This window comes from Neobacillus niacini NBRC 15566 (assembly GCF_001591505.1).
In the GTDB taxonomy this organism is placed as follows: Bacteria; Bacillota; Bacilli; order Bacillales; family Cytobacillaceae; genus Neobacillus; species Neobacillus niacini.
In genome coordinates this window covers 1-18,071 of the sequence record NZ_BCVA01000009.1, presented here as the reverse complement: position 1 = coordinate 18,071, position 18,071 = coordinate 1, and the positions used below count along the sequence as shown (strand labels likewise).

Here is an 18,071-nt window from a genome sequence, read left to right as displayed (position 1 = left end):
TTTAGAACAGCCCTAATGCCTTGCCAGTGTCATCCACATCCATATTCAACGCAGCAGGTTTTTTCGGTAATCCTGGCATGGTCATAACCTCTCCGGTTAACGCCACAATAAATCCAGCACCGATTGATGGCTTGAACTCTCTTACATTGACGATAAAGTTAGTTGGCCTGCCTAATTTGGCAGGATCATCTGACAGGGAGTATTGCGATTTTGCCATGCAAATCGCTAAATTAGACCATCCGAATCTCTCAAAGTCCACTAGCTGCTTTTTCGCTTTAGCTGAGAATTCTACGTCTTTTCCGCCATATACCTTTTGAACAATCGTTCTCACTTTGCTTTCAAGGGAATCTGAAACCTCGTATAATGGTTGAAAGTTATTTTCTTCTTTTTCCATGATGGATAACAATGTTTCTGCAAGTTCAACTCCACCGGCACCGCCTTTTTCCCAGACCTCTGTTAAAGCGACTGGAACTGCCTCTTGCTTGCACCATTCTAACAATGTTTGAACTTCCAGTTCTGTATCTGTGATAAATTTATTAATCGCAACCACAACTGGTAAACCAAAGGCCTTGATAGTCTCAATATGTTTTTGCAGATTCGCAAAACCTAACGTTAAGGAAGCAATGTTTTCCTTTGCCAAATCCGACTTTTCTACCCCGCCATGCATCTTTAATGCCCGGATGGTTGCTACGATTACAACTGCTTCTGGTTTAATACCAGCACTTCTTGCTTTGATATGTAAAAACTTTTCAGCTCCTAAATCAGCACCAAATCCGCCTTCTGTAATGACAAAATCAGCCAACTTGGCAGCAGCACGGGTAGCAATCACACTATTACAACCATGAGCAATATTCGCGAAAGGTCCACCATGTACGAGTGCAGGAGTATGTTCGATTGTTTGCACGAGATTTGGCTTAACCGCATCCTTAAGCAGTAAAGTAAGTGCTCCTTCAACCCCAAGATCGCCAACTGTTACAGGTTCCTTTTTATCATTATAGGCTACAACCATTCGGGCTAATCGCGATTTTAAATCTTTCAAATCTGAAGCCAAACATAGAACGGCCATAATTTCTGAGGCAACCGTAATATCAAAGCCATCTTCACGAGGAACTCCTTGCAGAGGACCCCCAAGACCGATAATCACTTTTCTTAGTGCACGATCGTTTAAATCAACTGCACGTTTCCAAACAATACGCCGCTGGTCGATTTTAAGCTCATTTCCTTGCTGAATATGATTATCGAGTAATGCAGCCAGCGCATTATTTGCTGTAGTTATCGCGTGCAAATCCCCAGTAAAATGTAAATTTATGTCTTCCATCGGCAATACCTGTGAATAGCCTCCGCCAGTGGCCCCCCCTTTTATTCCCATTGTGGGACCCAATGATGGCTCTCGCATCGCAATCATAGCCTTCTTACCAATGCGTTTAAAGGCATCACCAAGACCCACTGTTACGGTTGATTTCCCTTCACCAGCAGGAGTAGGATTGATGGAAGTAACAAGTATGATTTTCCCACTTTCATTTGTTTCAATATTTCTAAGCGCTTCATACGAGATTTTTGCTTTGTATTTTCCGTATAATTCGAGGTCATCTTCCTTTAAACCAATTGATTTCGCAATTTCAACAATTGGCTTCATGGTCGATTCTTGTGCAATTTCAATGTCGGACTTAATTGATGTTCTCATTTGCAAAAATGATCCCCCGCATTCAAATAGAATTAATAGCCTCTTTTATTGTATCAAATCCTCCTTTTATTTTCGTGTAATATTTTTCACAAAACTTTATTCTTTTCTGAATTTAAGATAATGTTTATAATGTTATTGACCAAATATTAGAAAAATACTATATACTTAACACTTAGAAATAAAGGGGGAGTGCACCATGCCAATTAACATTCCAAAGTTGCTGCCAGCACGAGAAATACTCGAACATGAGAATATTTTTGTGATGGACGACGAACGGGCAATCAGCCAGGATATTCGTCCACTAAAACTTCTAATTCTCAATTTAATGCCTGAAAAAGAAAAGGCAGAAACGCAGCTATTAAGGCTTTTGGGAAACAGCCCGCTGCAAGTAAACGTCAAATTTTTAAAAACCAATTCCTATGAATCTACACACACAAGCAAGCAGCACCTAGAACAATTTTATACTACTTTTTCAGAGGTTAAAAATCAAAAGTATGATGGGATGATTATTACAGGAGCGCCAGTTGAATTGATGGAGTTTGAGCAAGTAAAGTATTGGCAGGAACTCACAGAAATTATGGATTGGACGAGAACCAATGTCACCTCTACCTTGCATATCTGTTGGGGAGCCCAGGCAGCACTTTTTTATCATTATGGGATTGATAAATTTGAACTGTCTCGTAAATGTTCGGGAATCTATGAGCATAAGATTTTCGAGCAAAACGATTTACTTCTGCGAGGGTTTGATGATCATTTTTATGCTCCTCATTCTCGCTATACAGATGTATCGATTGGTGAGATTCATGAGAACCCTGAACTTACGCTTCTAGCCGCGTCCGAGGAAGCAGGTGCGCTGCTTATTGCCTCCCGAGATCGAAAACACGTCATGATCACTGGACATTTGGAATACGAATCAGATTCCTTAGCACAGGAATACAATCGTGATATAAGCAGAGGGCTGCAAATCCATATTCCCGAAAATTATTTTCCAAATAATGATCCAACACAACCGCCAATTAATCGCTGGCGGTCCCATGGTCACTTATTCTTTTCAAACTGGCTTAACTACTACGTGTATCAAGAAACACCTTTTAATTGGGATTAAAAAAAAGAAGCATCGGGACGGTCAGATGCTTCTTTTCTATGTGTTTTATTGCTAATTTGTCGTTAAAATATTATTCCCTCCTGTTTATTTATCGTAAATTATAGAAAGAATATCGAGCAAAGGGGGGAAACGTTGTGGAAACAGTAGTAGGTATTCATCGAAACCATTTTGGTGAGATTATCAGCTTTGTTACTTCCGGAGGTCGGGTCATCTCCTATCAAAAAGCGTTAATGGAAGCAGCAAACGGAGACATAACAGGCGTTCTCGCAGCCGAGGATCACCATGGGAACCTTGTTCTAAGCCCTGAGCAGCAGGATCAATCCTTTGACCATTATCCAAACTTATTTTAATTCAGAAGTGGGAACATTGAATATGTAGCCTATGAAGTCATTTTTTGTAATTCCTTTTTGAAATGGGTCTCATGAAGATTTCATGAAGCCCCTATTTGTAGTTTCCTAATTGAAATGGGTCTCATAAAGCTTTCATGAAGCCCTATTCTGTAGATTCCATATTGAAATAGGTCTCATGAAGCTTTCATGGAGTCCTATTCTGTAGATTCCTTATTGAAATAGGTCTCATGAAGACTTCATGGAGCCTCTTTTTTATATGCTTTATTGAGATGGGACTCATGGAAGCCTTCTCGAATAAAACAACAGCAAAAGCACCTGGTTTCTACCAGGTGCTTTTGCATTAATCAGCTTCGTTTTGTTTTTGAATTTCTTTTAATGCTTCTATCCTTGATTCATCTTCTTGAAAAAACTGAACAAGATCAACGATTCTTTCAATCGAATCCCAGCTTAAGTGGTGCTCGATTCCTTCAACATCTTGATATATATTTTCATCCTTCACTCCGATGATTTTTAGAAACTGTTCCAGTAAATCATGTCTAAATACAAGACGCTTTCCAATCTTATTTCCTTTAGTAGTTAAGCTGAAACCTCTATATTTTTCATAAACAAGGTATTCATCCTTGTCTAGCTTTTGAACCATTTTTGTTACTGAGGAGGGATGGACAGATAACGCCTCTGCAATATCTGAAACTCTGGCGTATCCTTTTTCTTCAATTAACATATATATTTGTTCGATATAATCTTCCATACTCGGTGTTGGCATCCCGTACCTCCAAAAAAATTACTCTCTTAAAAGTTTACTATAGATAAAAAATAGTGACAAGTTGAATTATAACTTTGTCACAGTTTTGGGATTATGTTCTTCAAATAAAAACTTAACCCTTTTTTCCTGCTCATCCAGATAAAGCTTTGCATTAAAAGTTTTATCCTTATTTGTAAAACCTTCAATTAATTCTGTTTTCCCTTCAGATAATAGAAGTTTAACATTTTTTTGGGTAATGTTTTTCCCAAGTATTTTTTTAGATATTGTGAAATTACATTGGTTTTTTTGATAGTTAGAACACCCGTAAAAGCTGCCTTTATCCACAATGGAGCCTTCACATTTTTTACATTTGCCCAGCTTTGTACCGCCTTTACCCTTTGTCATCTTCTTACTAGGGGTAAAATTTTCGCGCACCTCTTCTGAAAACACCCAATTAGCAGCATGGTCAACTCCAGAAGAAATTAAATGATAAACCATTTTATTTGTTTGTTCCATGAAATTCTTGGGAGAAGCGGATCCCTCTGATATTTCTTTTAATTTCTGCTCCCATTTTGCTGTCATTTCCGGGGAAGCAAGAATTTCCTGTCCAATTGCTTCAATTAGGATTCTAGCTTTTGCTGTCGCATAAACTAGGTTCTTGGTTACATCGATATATTTTCTGTCCTTCAACATGGTTATAATACCAGCTCTTGTCGCCTCAGTACCCAAACCTTCCGTTTTGGACAGGATTTTCTCCATTTCCTTGTCTTCGATATGCTTACCTGCCGTTTTCATTAAGGTAATTAACTGACCTTCGGTATAGCGTTTTGGCGGCTGGGTCTGGCTTTCTTTCACATCAACCTTCACCGTTCGACCTTGTTCCCCTTTTACTAGTTGTGGAAGAGCAGGTTCATCCTCTTTTTCCTTTTGGTTGATTACCTTCCTCCAGCCTTCTTCGATTTGAACCTTACCTTTTGATTGAAAAACTGCCCGTCCATCCACTAAAGTCGTTACCGTCGTATATTCAGCAATGGCTTTTGGATAATGTGCTGCTATTAAACTTGTGACAATGAGGTCGTAAAGTTTCTTTTCATCGGGATCAAGCCGGTCTACATTTGGAATTTGTTCAGTCGGAATAATCGCATAGTGGTCTGTCACCTTTTTTTCGTTTACGTACCGCTTGTTATCAACAAGTGTTTCAATAGGCAGTGGAAAGTATTGATCATAGCCCTTTATATGACTTAGTTTAGTAAGAATATCAGGGAAAGTATTCGCTTCTTCTACCGTTACATATCGTGAGTCCGAGCGGGGATATGAAACATTCCCTTTTTGGTAAAGTTTTTGCAGCACATCTAAAGTCTTTTTCGGTGGGAATTTATAGCGTTTATTTGCTTCTGCTTGAAGAGCAGAGAGATTATATAGTAAAGGTGGTTGGAACTCTTTTCTATCCGATTGTACATCTGAAACTTCTGCTGGCTTTTCTCGGCAAAACGCCGCAACCTTCTCCGCCATATCATTTGTTTTTACACGTGTTTCTCCATCATTCTGCCATTTGCCAGAATATTTCTTACCATCGATGTTAAAATGGGCAATCACTTCCCAAAATGGCTCCGATTTAAAATTTTCAATTTCTAATTCTCTTTTTACGATGAGTGCTAATGTAGGGGTCTGTACCCTTCCAACCGAAAACACATCAGAAAAGCCTTGTTTTTGCAAAAGCAAGCTATAGAGTCTTGAGGCATTCATTCCAACTACCCAATCTGCACATGCTCGAGTGTATGCTTCAAAGTATAGATTTTTAGTGTGATCTTCGTCTAATAATTTGTTAAAACCTTCACGAATCGAATTAGGTGTTAAAGATGAAATCCATAGACGTTTCATTGGCTTCCTGCAGCCTGTAATGCGAAGAATGTTACGGATGATTAATTCACCCTCACGTCCGGCGTCGCCTGCATGAATAATTTCTGTTACGGCAGGATTATTTACAAGCTTTTGGATAACGGAAAATTGTTTTACTTTATCCTTCGTTACTTCATATTGGAATTGAGAGGGTATCATTGGCAGGTTATCCAACGACCATTTTTTCCATCCTGGTTCATAAGCTTCTGGGTTCACCAACTGGCATAAGTGCCCAATCGCCCAAGTGACGTACGCTCCATTTGTAAAAGTTTCGTTTGGAAAAATCTCAATAAAGCCATTTTGTTTTTTACTTTTAAATATAGAAGCCAATGTTGAACCTTGGTCTGGCTTTTCGGCAATAATTAATTTCATTACGATTGCTCCTTTTGATAAAGCATCCAGCATTCATTTTCCCACTTCATTTGTCTCTTTGTAAAGGATAAAAATATATCCATTACTAGACCATTAGATAAATGCATTATATAATTAAGCTCTATTTGGTAAATTTTACATACTACAAACAGAGGTATAATGTTATGTTGAATTTTGAAAAGATTAATAGTTTAGCCGCAAGTCTATTAAAAAAAGCTCCTGGTTTTGCACTTTCAATATTCACTGATTCAGAGGTTCTGTTACAGCAAGGCTACGGTGTTACAAACACCGAGGAACAAGGAGTTGACATTACTCCTGCAACCTTATTTCGAATTGGTTCAGTCAGTAAAACGCTTACCGCAACACTAATCATGAAGCTTGTCCAACAAGGTTTACTAGATTTAGATTGTCCAATAAAAGAGTATATCCCCGAGCTGCGGCTTAGTTTTTCAGGGGCCGCAAACATTGTCACTTTACGTATGTTGCTAAGTCATACTGCTGGACTGCCTGATGGTGGTGACCTATTCGGAAACCGTGAGAACGATGCTCTTGAAAAATATGTAAGAGAAGAGATTCCGCATCTTCCATTTGTTGCGCCGCCAAATTTGATGTATTCATATGGCAACCATTCTATTAATCTTGCAGCATATGTCGCTGAAAGAGCAGCAGGAAAAAGATTTGCTCGGCTGATGAATGACGAAATTTTCACTCCCCTTGAGATGAACCGAAGTATGTATGATCCTTTGAAAGCTATGACCTATCCTTTGGCACTCCAGCATGAAAAATCAGAAGATGGTTCCTTTAAAGTGGATCATTCATTTCCTGAAAACGTGGCTTGCCATGGTTCATTCTTCTGCATAACCAATGCAGAAGATATGACTAAATTTGGACAAATGTATTTAGCTAACGGAAAATTTAACAGGGAAGAGATTCTTACTGAACAATCACTTCAAGAGATTTTCTGCATACAGGCGAATCGCTACACGGTACCTGAAAGCTCTATCGGGATGTGTTGGATTAAAGATTACGATGAGGGTAATTATTATTGGTGGCATAGCGGCGGGATTGGTACCTATCGCTCATTTATTGTAATATTCCCCGAGCAGAATATCGGCATTTTTACAGTTGCGAATAATAATGTTGGCTGGGAGATTGTTGAGGAAGTCTTGGAGCAGCTTGGTTCATCTATTCCGGATAAACAACCATTGAGTAAACCCAATTTACAAATCATTGAAGAAGCCTGCGGAAACTATTTAAGTTCAAAATCTGGTTTACTGACGATTAAACATAATCTGAATCCTTGTATCATTCATAATGGAAAAAATCTTTCCATACGCTCCTTGAAAAATGACCATATTGTTGGAATTGATGAAGATGAAGATGTAATTGTATCAATAGGATTAATAAATCATCATGATTATCTTATGGTAAATGGTTCACCAAGTAAGAAAATAACGGAGCCATTAACAATGTACAATATAGACACCATTTCAACCTATTTTGGTGATTACCAACAAGGAGAGATGGTATATACCTTTTATTTAGATGGACACACACTTTTGTTTTTTGATGGTGATGATAAGCTTCCTTGCACCTATTTATTTGAAAATAAGTTTTTTTGTCCAGGTTATGGATTACTAGAGTTTGATGAGGATAATCTTAAGATACAAAATGCATGGCAATTCGTAAAGCTATAATTTTGTCTTTTTCATGACAAAATAGGTGGTCAGTTCTGACCACCTATTTGCATTACTATTGTATTAGTTTGAAATTTGAATCCTGCCTATACCAATTTTCTTCTGGAATAATGTTAGAGACGGTTAAAATAAATGATGGAATTCTTTCAACATCAAAAACAATCGCACCTATCTTCTTAGTAAACATAAGGAAGGCGTCACCATGTGAATAAGATGATAAATCATTTCCGATTTGAAGCAATGCGGTCAAGACAACTTGTTTTTCTTCAGCTTCAATGTAGATTTGCGGCGAGAATCTTAATATCCATTCGTCTCCCTCAATAGAAAATCGGTACATTACCCTCACCCTTTATCAACCATTTTTATAAGAATATGAGGCTGATAAAATTTTATGTTCAGATAGATTTATTAATTTTGAATATTGCATGATAATACGATTTATTGGTTTAAAAAGCGCTTACTTTCCTTGACTGTCCAAAAATATTCATGTATATTTAAAGCGTCATGTATCATTAATTGAATAGTATTTATATTATCTTTTTGGTCATGATAATATTTATCTTTGGCACTTTTACAGTGTCCTGAAAGGCTTAGGAGGAAATAGTAGATGCAAAACGGTAAAGTAAAATGGTTCAACAATGAAAAAGGTTTCGGTTTTATCGAAGTTGAAGGCGGAGACGATGTATTCGTACACTTCAGCGCGATCACTGGCGAAGGCTTCAAGTCTTTAGAAGAAGGCCAAGAAGTTTCTTTCGAAATCGTTGAAGGAAACCGCGGACCACAAGCTGCTAACGTAGTAAAACTTTAATCTATTAATAACAAACCAAAGGCTGGCGTATACCGTCAGCCTTTTTCTATTGAGATGCCTATAGTCTCTGTGAACTAGACATTTAGTCATGTTAGCCTTTTTCCATATTCTTGCAGCTTTTCTCCAACAGTACATTGTGAAATACAAAAACGATGGGCGACCCTTCTGCCGCCTTCCTTTTTGAACTGTTGATGGACAAAACACCCCTCACAATATTGCCCTAATAAGGATTCAACATGACTGAACAGTTCTTTTCTGCTTAATTTTTTCACGAGTCTACGGCACCCCGTTTCTTAAATGATTTGTGTCTTTGCAAATATCTCTTTTCCCTCTAAAGCTTGGGTCGCCAATTTATCTGCCTCTTTATTGTCATTCCTTGGAATCGGTGTGTATTTCGGAGTGAGTGAAAGTGCTTTAATTTTTTCTTCAATCCTATCGAGCCAAGCATTGAGTACATCCTCATAACATGGCCACTCTCCCTCAAGCTGTTTTAACACAACCTGAGAGTCCCCTTTAAATTCACAAGGTAAATGATGGACGCCTAATTCCTCTAAAATCGTCAACGCATAATAAAAGGCGGCATATTCTGCTTCATTATTCGTTTCCAGTTCATCGAACACTTCGTTCGCCCGAATTCGATATTTCTTTTTCCCTTGTTTAAAAAATATTACCACTCCAAGACCAGCAGTATTGGTTTCCTTTTGAAATCCACCATCAAAATAAACGGTAATTTCATGAGGATCATCTTCAATTTCAGTGACCAGCTTTTTCAGTTCTTTTAAGATCCACGATGTACCAACTTCATCATAAAAATAAATATCACTTGCTTTTCCAAGCTTTTCAAGTTCCTCACCAGTTTGTATTGCCAATTCTGTTGAAATCCAATCAGAGGTAAATTGTATTTTTTCATTTTTTCCTGTTTTATAATTCCACTCAAGTCTATACTTCATGTTTTTCAACCTTTCCTTAAAAATTTCGAAGTTGAAAAGAAAAAATCTTATGATTTCACTGTTTTTCAATGTGATTTATCCATCTAATCTTAGCATACCCATATCAACAAAGTAGAAATAGGAAAAATATATTTCCTGCGTTTTGAGTTAGATTATGATAAACTTTCAATTAATATGAAACTGGAGGGTCTGCTTTGATTGAAGTTTATATTGACGGGGCCAGTGCTGGAAACCCGGGACCAAGCGGTGCTGGAATATTTATTAAAGGGAATGGGACAGCAGAAAAATATTCGATCCCGCTCGGCTCGATGTCAAATCATGAAGCAGAATATCATGCTTTTATTAAAGCTTTAGAAATCTGCTTAGAAAAAGGTTATTCGCATTCAGTTGTATCTTTTCGAACTGATTCAGAATTAGTTAATAAAGGTGTGGAGAAGGAATTTGTTAAAAACAAATTGTATGCCCCGCTGCTGGACCAAGCCTTACAGCTGTCCAAACAATTTGATTTGTTTTTTATGAAGTGGATTCCAAGCATTGAAAACAAAACAGCCGATGAATTAGCGCGGCAAGCAATCAGAAGAAATACTTTGAGGGAAGAGAATGATACATGAGATTGCTGACAAAAGCTTCAAGGGTAAAGCAAAAATCCTCCTTATTCGGGAGGATTTTTGCTTTTGCTTATATTGCCACTAGTTCTCTTTCTTTAACAAACTTTAGGGCCGCATTTCTTGTTTGTATTTTGCTCGAAACAAGGGTTTCTAATAATGACACATAAAAGCTGCCATCAAAGGTTTTCTGTGCTTTTAATGTAATCTCTATAGCAGAATTAATCAATTCATCGGAAGCATTCGTGTAGTGTTTTCCGAAATAAATAAAACCGATTGCATCCTCTTGAAATTGAAAACCTTTCCCTTCCAAGTAATGCAAGTACTCATCAACTGTCCGCACTGGCTTCTCCATCCCTCTCCAAGCAATCTAAAACCATCTACTACCCGATTTTAACTTAAAATTCGACATTTTTCTACTATTTTTTGTGTATAAATGCCCAACCACTCCTACTAATGCCCCAAGGAGTGCACCGCCGATTACTTCTTCCGGCTGATGGCCTAGCATTTCCTTCAATTTTTTTGGAGATTCTTGTTCAAATTCTACACTTTCTTCTTTATCCACTTTTTCCATTAAATCATGCATGGAATTTACTTTTAAGGTAAGTTCACCTGTTTGTCGTCGAATACCTTGTGCGTCATACATCACAATCAGACCGTAAACCAAGGATAAGGCAAAATCAAATGTTGGGAGCCCGCGTTGTAAGGCAATATAGGTGGTGAGTGTAGAAACCCCAGCTGAATGGGAGCTTGGCATTCCACCCGTTTGGAAAAAGAGGTCTGGGCGCCATTCTTTCTTCTTATAATAATGAATGGGAATCTTTAAGCCCTGTGCTAAAGCAATACTCGATAGGGCTAAATAAACACCTTTGTTCATTTTTATCACCTCTAATCTTTATTGTTTAGAAAGTTGAGTTTTATTATTCTTGCGTGGAAATACTAAAAAAATGGGAGGTGAACAGCGGTGAGTAAACACGGTTCAAGAAATCGCGGTGTAAAGGCACCTGGAGTGAATCCACAAGGCTACGGTCAGGATGCGGAGATGACAGAAGACCCTAAAAGTAAATTAGAAAATGCTGCGAAAAAAAGCAACACTAAATAATTATTGGAAAAGGCTGTCCCATTTTTGGGACAGCCTAGGCTCTAGGAAACAACGGAGGCTTCAAGCGGCAGCAGGCGATGTAAGCCGCGAAGTTCCAGTTCATTTAATTTATTTAGAGCTTTTTCTTTCTCGATCTTCAATCCAGCTTCTATAAGGTCACATGTCACTGGGACGTCACACTTAATTTCAGCAAGCATGCGTGACAAGTGAAGCATTTCTAAATCCTGCTCAATTTTCGTTTTGTGAGATTTTGAAAGTCGATCAAGATTCGATATAATCCCCTCAACATGCTCAAATTCCTTTAAAAGTTTTAGAGCGGTTTTCTCCCCAATTCCCTTAACTCCAGGATAATTGTCACTTGGATCACCCATTAAAGCTTTTAAATCGATCATTTGGCGTGGTTTTATACCTTTTTCCTCAAAGAATGTATCAGGAGTATGAACAAGGTAATTTCCATATCCTTTTTTCAATAAAATGACAGAAATACTTTCATTCAGGAGCTGAAGAATATCTTGGTCACCAGTTAAGATTGAAACATGTGCATGCTCCCTTGCTTGATACGCAATTGTTCCAATACAATCATCAGCTTCATAGCCCGCTAACCCAATGTTAGGAATGTCAAAGGCTGCGACTACTTCCTTAACTAAATCAAACTGAGGAATTAATTCGACTGGTGCTTCACTGCGATTCCCCTTATAGGCGTCAAATAATTCAGAGCGGAAAGTTTTACTGCCCATATCCCAACAAACAGCCACATGGGATGGTTTAAAAGCAGAAACTGCAGTAAATAAATGTTTAATAAAACCGTGGATTCCATTCGTCGGAATTCCCTTTGAATTTATCATAAACTGGCCTGTTACAGCGGTAGCATAAAAAGCACGAAATAACAGCGCCATTCCATCAACTAACATAAGTGAAGGTTTTTGATTTTCCAAGGTTTAGACCTCCTATCATATAAAAACAACACGATTTCTATTATAACATAAAAACCTATTCTATTTTGTTTTCTTGATAGGAAATCCAGTCGCTAAAACTTCCCAAGTAAAGTTTTACCTTCTCATAACCAGCTGCCTTTAATGCTATAAAATTAGGTGCCGCCGTCACACCTGAACCACAATAAACAATGATTTCGTTATCAGTATGAATGTCTGAGAATCGTTGTTTTTGTATCTCTGCCGGCTTATAATAGCCAGCATTGAGTCCTTCGAACCATGGCTTATTAAGTGCACCAGGTATCCGCCCAGCTTTTTTATCAATAGGTTCTTCTATACCTAAATAGCGTTTTTCTTCTCTCGAATCAATTAGGACTACGTTGGCTTTCTGTTCCTCGGCTGCTGCCTTTACTTCTTCCATACTTGCAATCAGGGAGTAGTTAATGTCAGACTGGAAGGTAGTCTTTTTATAAGCAGGAACCTCGGAAGTCACAGGAAAGTTTCCTTCTTTCCAGCCATTAAATCCTCCATCCAAAACATACACTTTTTCATGTCCGAGATATTGCAGCAGCCACCAGAACCGTGCAGCAAACGCACCTTCGCCCTGGTCATAGGAAACTACTATTGTGTTTTTATCAATACCTGCAAGTTCAAGTTTATGAATAAATTCTTTTAAGTCTGGCAATGGGTGCCTGCCGCCATGTTCGGAAACCTCGCCCGATAAATCTTTATCAAGATCAAAATAACAAGCTCCAGGAATATGATTGTGTTCATATTCCTCTCTGCCCTTTTTAGGGTCAGCTAATGAAAAAGAGCAATCCACAATACGGACATTTTGATCATGTAAGTTTTTTAACAGCCATTCTTTGTCGATTAGTACATTCATAGTCATCCTCCAATGAAATTATTTCATAGACTCTTCCAGCTTTTGATATACTTCTTGTAATTTCTCGATGGATACACCACCATCTAGAGCGGTAAGAAGACTTACATAGTAATCATCTGCCTGCTGCTCTATCTGAGTGATTAACTTTTCGAATTGATCAAATACAATACCCGCGTAATAGGCAGTTAGTTTTTCACCTTCAAATTTCAAGTAATGATCAGCAGGGACATTTAATACCTGATACAACTCATCACTCATCAACTTCTTTTCATTTTTTTCAAAAAACGACTTTGGATTTTTAAAATAAGATAGTGCTTTCGTAAACAGCTGTTTATTTAAATCTCTGAAAGCTAAAGGGAACTCAATCTCCCCTTCATGTTTCATCTCAAATGTTGAAAATGACAAGTCTTTATTTATTTCCCTCATGCTGCGCGTTAGCCCCGTATAATAGTCGGCTAAAACCTTTCCAGCAAAAGAGTCCAGTCTGACAGTCGTTGCACGGAGCTCCTGTGCGAAATCGAAGCCTATACTTTCTAACAGCTCATCTAAAGCCGATTGTAAAGCCTTCTTTAAATTTCTTCCATCATCTCTCAACACTGAAGGATTAAAAGCTTCTTTAAAAAAGTCACCAAACCGGAGGAAAACCCTTTGTTTAATATAGTAAAGTAGTTCTTCACCTTCTTGGGTCATTCGTTTTTGCACAACATCTGCTGTTTGTTTTTCAAGTAAAACCTTAATCATAGTTTTTTGTTTTTCGATTTCAGTGCGTTTTTTGTCCTTTACAGTTTGGTCTTCTTTGGAACTTTCAACCAATTTTCCTACTAACTCATGAACACGATTTAACTCATTACCTGCCGAAGTGAGTGCCATTTCTGTTAAATCATTTGAAATAAAATGATAGAAATCGCCTTCAAAACTTCCCATGCCTGATCTTGCCCCTGTGTTCGGCACCAATTTTTCCTTTAGCGCTAACAAACTAGATAATGGATAGAGGTGTGGTTTGAGAATCCCATATTTTATTAATTGCTCTGTTACATATTCCGCTACGGTTTCCTTTTCTTCCTCATTCTCAGCTAAGTCAATTGCGTTTATAATAAAGAACATTTTATCGAGCTGGAAGGAATCCTTTACCCGGCCGAGCTGGATTAAAAACTCCCTGTCTGCTTTTGAAAATGCATGGTTATAATACGTAACAAACAAAATCGCATCAGAATTTTTTATATAATCAAATGCTACTCCTGTATGGCGGGCATTAATCGAGTCTGCCCCTGGTGTATCAACGAGGGTAATACCTTTGCGCGTCAATTCACAATCATAGTAAAGTTCAATCCATTCTACAAAGCACGACTTTTCTTCTAATGCCACGAAATCAGCAAATTCGTTTAAGTCTGTTTCTAATACTGTTCCAAGCTGCTTTCCGTGGAGGAGGAAGCCTTTTTTAAATGCTTGTAAAAAAGCATAGTGCGTTTTTTCCGCTACACCCTCCTGCCCCTTATCGAGCATAACCTTATCAATTTCTTTCACTGCACCTTCTAAGGCAGTAGTTTGCAGGTCAAATAACTTTAATGATCGGTTGATATCCTCGAGCATGGAGTTCTCTTCCTTAAATTTCACTAGGACCGTGCCATGCTGATATTGATCATTTACAGGTTTGATTTTATTAATGGCCGCCGTTGTAGGATTGGGTGATACTGGAAGTACCTTTTCCCCCATAAGTGCATTCGCGAATGAAGACTTTCCAGCACTGAATGCACCAAATAAAGCAACCGTGAACCCTTTATGAGCCAAACGGTCTGCTTTGTCTTCCAATTCCTTGGCCAGCTTTTGAAAACCTGGCAGAACGTTTATTAGCTTTGCAGATTGCTCTAAACGAGTAACCATACTTTGTACCTGGTCTCTTGCTTTTTCTGTTTCATTTTTCCTGATTACACTTGTTTCTTCCTTGACGACCGGTAGAAGAGGTTCATTTTTTTCAATGGCATTAGGCTTCGTAATTGACTGACCCTTTATAACTTCAGCGTCCTCTTCTTCCTGATTAAAAAGTAAATACTCATCATCTTTATCTTCTACGTATTCATGTAATAAGTTTACTACTGTTGATTCTTTAAGGGCAGTTTCTGTTTCAAACTTAGTTATTTCCGATAGTGCACTGACATAATTTTCAATACTTCGGAAATCTTCTGTATACATATCTCTTAACTTTTTTGTTTGAGCTGCCAATACTGGCATAAAAGCGTTTTTAAAATCTAAAACGGCATCTCTTGCTATTTTTTTGATTCCATTAGCCAAGTCCTCTGTGTAATGAAGCACATATTCACCAGAAACTCTCGCACCTTGCTTAACTGTATGAACAATCAAATCGATTGGAACTTCGACAGAAAATGATTGTGCTTTAGTTTGTAACTCTTGGTCATCTAGGCTATGTCTTTTTAGGATAGCAATCAGATATTCACGCAAATGCCATTCAAGCTGTGATTTCGTTCTCTCTACCAGGTCTTGGAAAAGTCTGTCAAGACGTGCATTCTTTTCTTCTAACGTTTTTTGTTTTGAAAAAAGGAATCCTACCTTAAATTCTGGTTGAGCGGCTTCAAGAAATGCCTCTGCTAACTCTCTTGTTTGAAACGGCATTAAATAAGCATTATTCAAAATCTTAGCTATTTCTGTATCCACTTCTTTTTCAGTTTCCTCGACCCCTTTCTCAAGTGTCGTGAGGTTTGCACTGATGGATTGGTAGGTTTGTGTTAGGTCCTTTTTTTCGTCCTCAGGCAGCTCATTTAAAACTTCAAAAAACGGCTGAAGTTCATCTTCTCTTTGGTTCCGAGCTTGTTCTACATGATCTTGTGCTATTTTTCTCAGTGAATTAAAAATGGATTGCTGTAAAAGGTGATCCTTATTTTGCAATTTTTGTGAGATAAAAGCTTTTAATTCACTAAATTCATTGAGTTTATGGTCTTGATACTTTAATGAAGTATAAAAGATACGTGCGGGCTTAACCCCCCATGCAGCGAAAGAACCAGTGACGCTGTTTTGAAATTGGCGGAACGACAGCTCCTCTTCTTTGTGCTTATCCACTTGGTTAATAACGAGGTAAACCTCTTTTCCTGCTTCCGTTAACTCTTTTGTAAATAAAAAGTTTAGCTCCGCTTGGACATGGTTATAATCCATCACATATAAAACTAAATCTGCCAGGTGAATGGCGGATTCTGTTGCGACCCTGTGTGCATCATCAGCAGAATCAATCCCCGGAGTATCCATAATTACCGTATTAGCAGGCAGCTGGGAGTCAGCATGGCTGATTTCGATTTCCTTAATCTGGTCTCCATCCTTGCAGTAATTCTTTACTAATTCATAATCATACGGTGCTAAGTACACCCGCGGCTTTTCATTTTTGAAAAAAACCTTCGCATATTCCTCACCCGACTTTACCTTTACGAGGTTCGCACTGGTGGGAATCGGGCTTGATGGCAGCAAATTCTCGCCGACCACTTTGTTAATCATCGTTGATTTTCCCGCTGAAAAGTGACCGCAAAACGCAATCATAAATTCCCTATTTTGCAGTTTCTTTGCTAATTGCTTTGTTTTTTCTGCGTTTTCTATATCACCGTTTTTGATAAGGTATTCATATAAAGCAAGGATTCTGTTTTTAAGTGAAGTTAAAGTTTCTTGCTTATTAGCCGTTTGCACCATAGTCTTTTCCCCTTGTTCACAACATTGTAATATTTTATATTTTATACGATAATTCAAACTTTTCCTATCGTGAAAACTTAAATTGTTAACATAATATTCACTTCTTTTATTTTATTCCTTAGGTACAATGAAGGAATACAGGAAGGATGTGGATTATGGCATTTAAGGATCGGACCGAGTCAGATGAGTTAAAGAATTTTAGGTCTTTGGATAATCGTATGATATTACCAAGTAAGGAAAAACAAATCTATTCAAACTTAGAAAAAGGATACGAAGGTGAGGTGAAGTTTGATCAGTTTACTGAAAGGCTGAATCCAAATAAGTTTCTGATATTGAATGATTTATTGCTTGAGACGAATTCTACTAGTTTTCAAATAGATTCATTTATCATCAGCCAAGGGACCCATTTTCCTTGTGAAGTAAAAAATTTTGAAGGGGACTATTATTATAAATCCGACCAGTTCTTTGCAATGAATGATACTGAGATTCAGAATCCGCTGGACCAAATAAAGAGAAGCGGCACATTGATGCGGCAAGTTTTACAAAAGATTAAATACTCTACTTCCTTAAAATCAAACGTCTTCTTTGTCAATCCCACATTCACCCTCTATCAAGCACCATTAGAGCAACCAATTATTTATCCAACTCAGCTTACTAAATTTTTCGAGGAATTAAATGCGAGAACTTCTACGCTTTCCGATGACCACTATAAACTAGCCGAGTTTTTAGTGAAGGAACATAAGACAGGCTCTCCCTACACGCGGCTACCAGCATACACCTATGAGAATTTGAAAAAAGGGTTAACCTGCCGCTCTTGCTGTTCCTTTTTCGTAAAGGCCGGGGAGACTAAAATTGTGTGCAGCGTATGTGGCTGTATAGATAATATAGCGGATGGGATATTGCGATCTGTACGGGAGCTGAAGCTTCTTTTTCCAAATATAAAAATTACCACTAATTTGGTATTTGAGTGGTGCAAGGTAATCGAATCTAAAAAGCAGATTAGGCGGATATTGAAAATACACTTTAATGCATATAGAAGGGGTAAATATACCTATTACGAGTAAAAAATTTATTATTTAATTTCAATTAGAATTCTGTAGTTACCCAAAATCCTTGTTGCGCTTGGTTTCGGTCATTATAAGAGCTCATAGGTACCCAAATCCATTTTGGAGGTTCGGTTCGGTCGCTATAAGAGATCTATATTTACCCTAACCCTTTTTCCAGCTTCGGTTCGGTCACTATAAGAGCTCCA

Annotated in this window: 18 protein-coding genes; 7 read left to right on the top strand and 11 right to left on the bottom strand. The window is 37.9% G+C overall.

Annotated features, from left to right (window positions below):
• Position 1 precedes the first annotated feature (1 nt).
• Positions 2-1,684, bottom strand: a complete 1,683-nt coding sequence (locus BANA01_RS09845) for a formate--tetrahydrofolate ligase (protein ID WP_411833636.1) — start codon at positions 1,682-1,684, stop codon at positions 2-4.
• A 196-nt stretch (positions 1,685-1,880) separates the two neighbouring features.
• Here BANA01_RS09845 and metA point away from each other — a divergent pair, with 196 nt between their 5' ends.
• Positions 1,881-2,789 carry a homoserine O-acetyltransferase MetA gene (metA, locus tag BANA01_RS09840; protein WP_034674063.1) on the top strand — a complete coding sequence of 303 codons (909 nt, stop codon included), beginning with the start codon at positions 1,881-1,883 and terminating at the stop codon, positions 2,787-2,789.
• A gap of 134 nt (positions 2,790-2,923) precedes the next feature.
• On the top strand, positions 2,924-3,139 hold the full coding sequence (locus BANA01_RS09835) for a DUF3892 domain-containing protein (RefSeq protein ID WP_034674061.1): 216 nt from the start codon (positions 2,924-2,926) through the stop codon (positions 3,137-3,139).
• A 340-nt stretch (positions 3,140-3,479) separates the two neighbouring features.
• On the opposite strand, the gene mntR is transcribed toward BANA01_RS09835, so the two are convergent.
• Together mntR and BANA01_RS09825 are read right to left on the bottom strand one after the other, a co-directional pair.
• The gene (mntR, locus tag BANA01_RS09830) at positions 3,480-3,902 is read right to left on the bottom strand and encodes a transcriptional regulator MntR (RefSeq protein ID WP_034674059.1); all 423 of its coding nucleotides are present in this window, start codon (positions 3,900-3,902) and stop codon (positions 3,480-3,482) included.
• Between the two features lie 66 nt (positions 3,903-3,968).
• Positions 3,969-6,152: a DNA topoisomerase III gene (locus tag BANA01_RS09825; RefSeq protein WP_063253089.1), complete on the bottom strand. Its 2,184-nt coding sequence runs from the start codon at positions 6,150-6,152 to the stop codon at positions 3,969-3,971.
• A gap of 164 nt (positions 6,153-6,316) precedes the next feature.
• Here BANA01_RS09825 and BANA01_RS09820 point away from each other — a divergent pair, with 164 nt between their 5' ends.
• Complete coding sequence (locus BANA01_RS09820) at positions 6,317-7,849, top strand: serine hydrolase domain-containing protein (RefSeq protein ID WP_052106320.1); 1,533 nt, start codon at positions 6,317-6,319, stop codon at positions 7,847-7,849.
• Positions 7,850-7,904: 55 nt separating this feature from the next.
• On the opposite strand, the gene BANA01_RS09815 is transcribed toward BANA01_RS09820, so the two are convergent.
• Positions 7,905-8,186 (bottom strand): hypothetical protein, encoded by a 282-nt coding sequence (locus BANA01_RS09815; RefSeq protein ID WP_034674065.1) that lies wholly within the window; start codon positions 8,184-8,186, stop codon positions 7,905-7,907.
• Between the two features lie 270 nt (positions 8,187-8,456).
• On the opposite strand from BANA01_RS09815, the gene cspD reads away from it, so the two are divergent.
• A complete protein-coding gene (gene cspD, locus BANA01_RS09810) occupies positions 8,457-8,657 on the top strand; it encodes a cold-shock protein CspD (protein WP_026563856.1) in 201 nt (66 codons plus the stop codon).
• Positions 8,658-8,743: 86 nt separating this feature from the next.
• On the opposite strand, the gene BANA01_RS09805 is transcribed toward cspD, so the two are convergent.
• Entirely contained in the window at positions 8,744-8,929 is a 186-nt protein-coding gene (locus tag BANA01_RS09805; protein WP_034674081.1) for a zinc-finger domain-containing protein, read from the bottom strand.
• A 21-nt stretch (positions 8,930-8,950) separates the two neighbouring features.
• The gene (locus BANA01_RS09800) at positions 8,951-9,607 is read right to left on the bottom strand and encodes a ribonuclease H family protein (protein WP_034674079.1); all 657 of its coding nucleotides are present in this window, start codon (positions 9,605-9,607) and stop codon (positions 8,951-8,953) included.
• A gap of 194 nt (positions 9,608-9,801) precedes the next feature.
• Here BANA01_RS09800 and BANA01_RS09795 point away from each other — a divergent pair, with 194 nt between their 5' ends.
• On the top strand, positions 9,802-10,218 hold the full coding sequence (locus BANA01_RS09795; RefSeq protein WP_034674078.1) for a reverse transcriptase-like protein: 417 nt from the start codon (positions 9,802-9,804) through the stop codon (positions 10,216-10,218).
• Positions 10,219-10,285: 67 nt separating this feature from the next.
• On the opposite strand, the gene BANA01_RS09790 is transcribed toward BANA01_RS09795, so the two are convergent.
• Together BANA01_RS09790 and BANA01_RS09785 are read right to left on the bottom strand one after the other, a co-directional pair.
• Entirely contained in the window at positions 10,286-10,567 is a 282-nt protein-coding gene (locus BANA01_RS09790) for a DUF6123 family protein (protein ID WP_218895556.1), read from the bottom strand.
• 15 nt (positions 10,568-10,582) lie between these two features.
• Entirely contained in the window at positions 10,583-11,089 is a 507-nt protein-coding gene (locus BANA01_RS09785; protein ID WP_034674076.1) for a divergent PAP2 family protein, read from the bottom strand.
• 87 nt (positions 11,090-11,176) lie between these two features.
• On the opposite strand from BANA01_RS09785, the gene sspL reads away from it, so the two are divergent.
• On the top strand, positions 11,177-11,314 hold the full coding sequence (gene sspL, locus BANA01_RS09780; RefSeq protein WP_034674074.1) for a small, acid-soluble spore protein L: 138 nt from the start codon (positions 11,177-11,179) through the stop codon (positions 11,312-11,314).
• Between the two features lie 41 nt (positions 11,315-11,355).
• On the opposite strand, the gene BANA01_RS09775 is transcribed toward sspL, so the two are convergent.
• From BANA01_RS09775 to BANA01_RS09765, 3 genes are read right to left on the bottom strand one after another with little or no spacing between them, the layout of a single operon-like run.
• The gene (locus BANA01_RS09775) at positions 11,356-12,249 is read right to left on the bottom strand and encodes a 5'-3' exonuclease (protein ID WP_157411753.1); all 894 of its coding nucleotides are present in this window, start codon (positions 12,247-12,249) and stop codon (positions 11,356-11,358) included.
• 55 nt (positions 12,250-12,304) lie between these two features.
• On the bottom strand, positions 12,305-13,132 hold the full coding sequence (locus BANA01_RS09770; RefSeq protein WP_034674072.1) for a sulfurtransferase: 828 nt from the start codon (positions 13,130-13,132) through the stop codon (positions 12,305-12,307).
• An 18-nt stretch (positions 13,133-13,150) separates the two neighbouring features.
• Positions 13,151-16,819, bottom strand: a complete 3,669-nt coding sequence (locus BANA01_RS09765) for a dynamin family protein (protein ID WP_034674070.1) — start codon at positions 16,817-16,819, stop codon at positions 13,151-13,153.
• A gap of 155 nt (positions 16,820-16,974) precedes the next feature.
• On the opposite strand from BANA01_RS09765, the gene BANA01_RS09760 reads away from it, so the two are divergent.
• Positions 16,975-17,883, top strand: coding sequence for a nuclease-related domain-containing protein (locus tag BANA01_RS09760; RefSeq protein WP_034674068.1), 909 nt, complete (start codon positions 16,975-16,977; stop codon positions 17,881-17,883).
• The last annotated feature ends 188 nt before the right edge of the window (positions 17,884-18,071 follow it).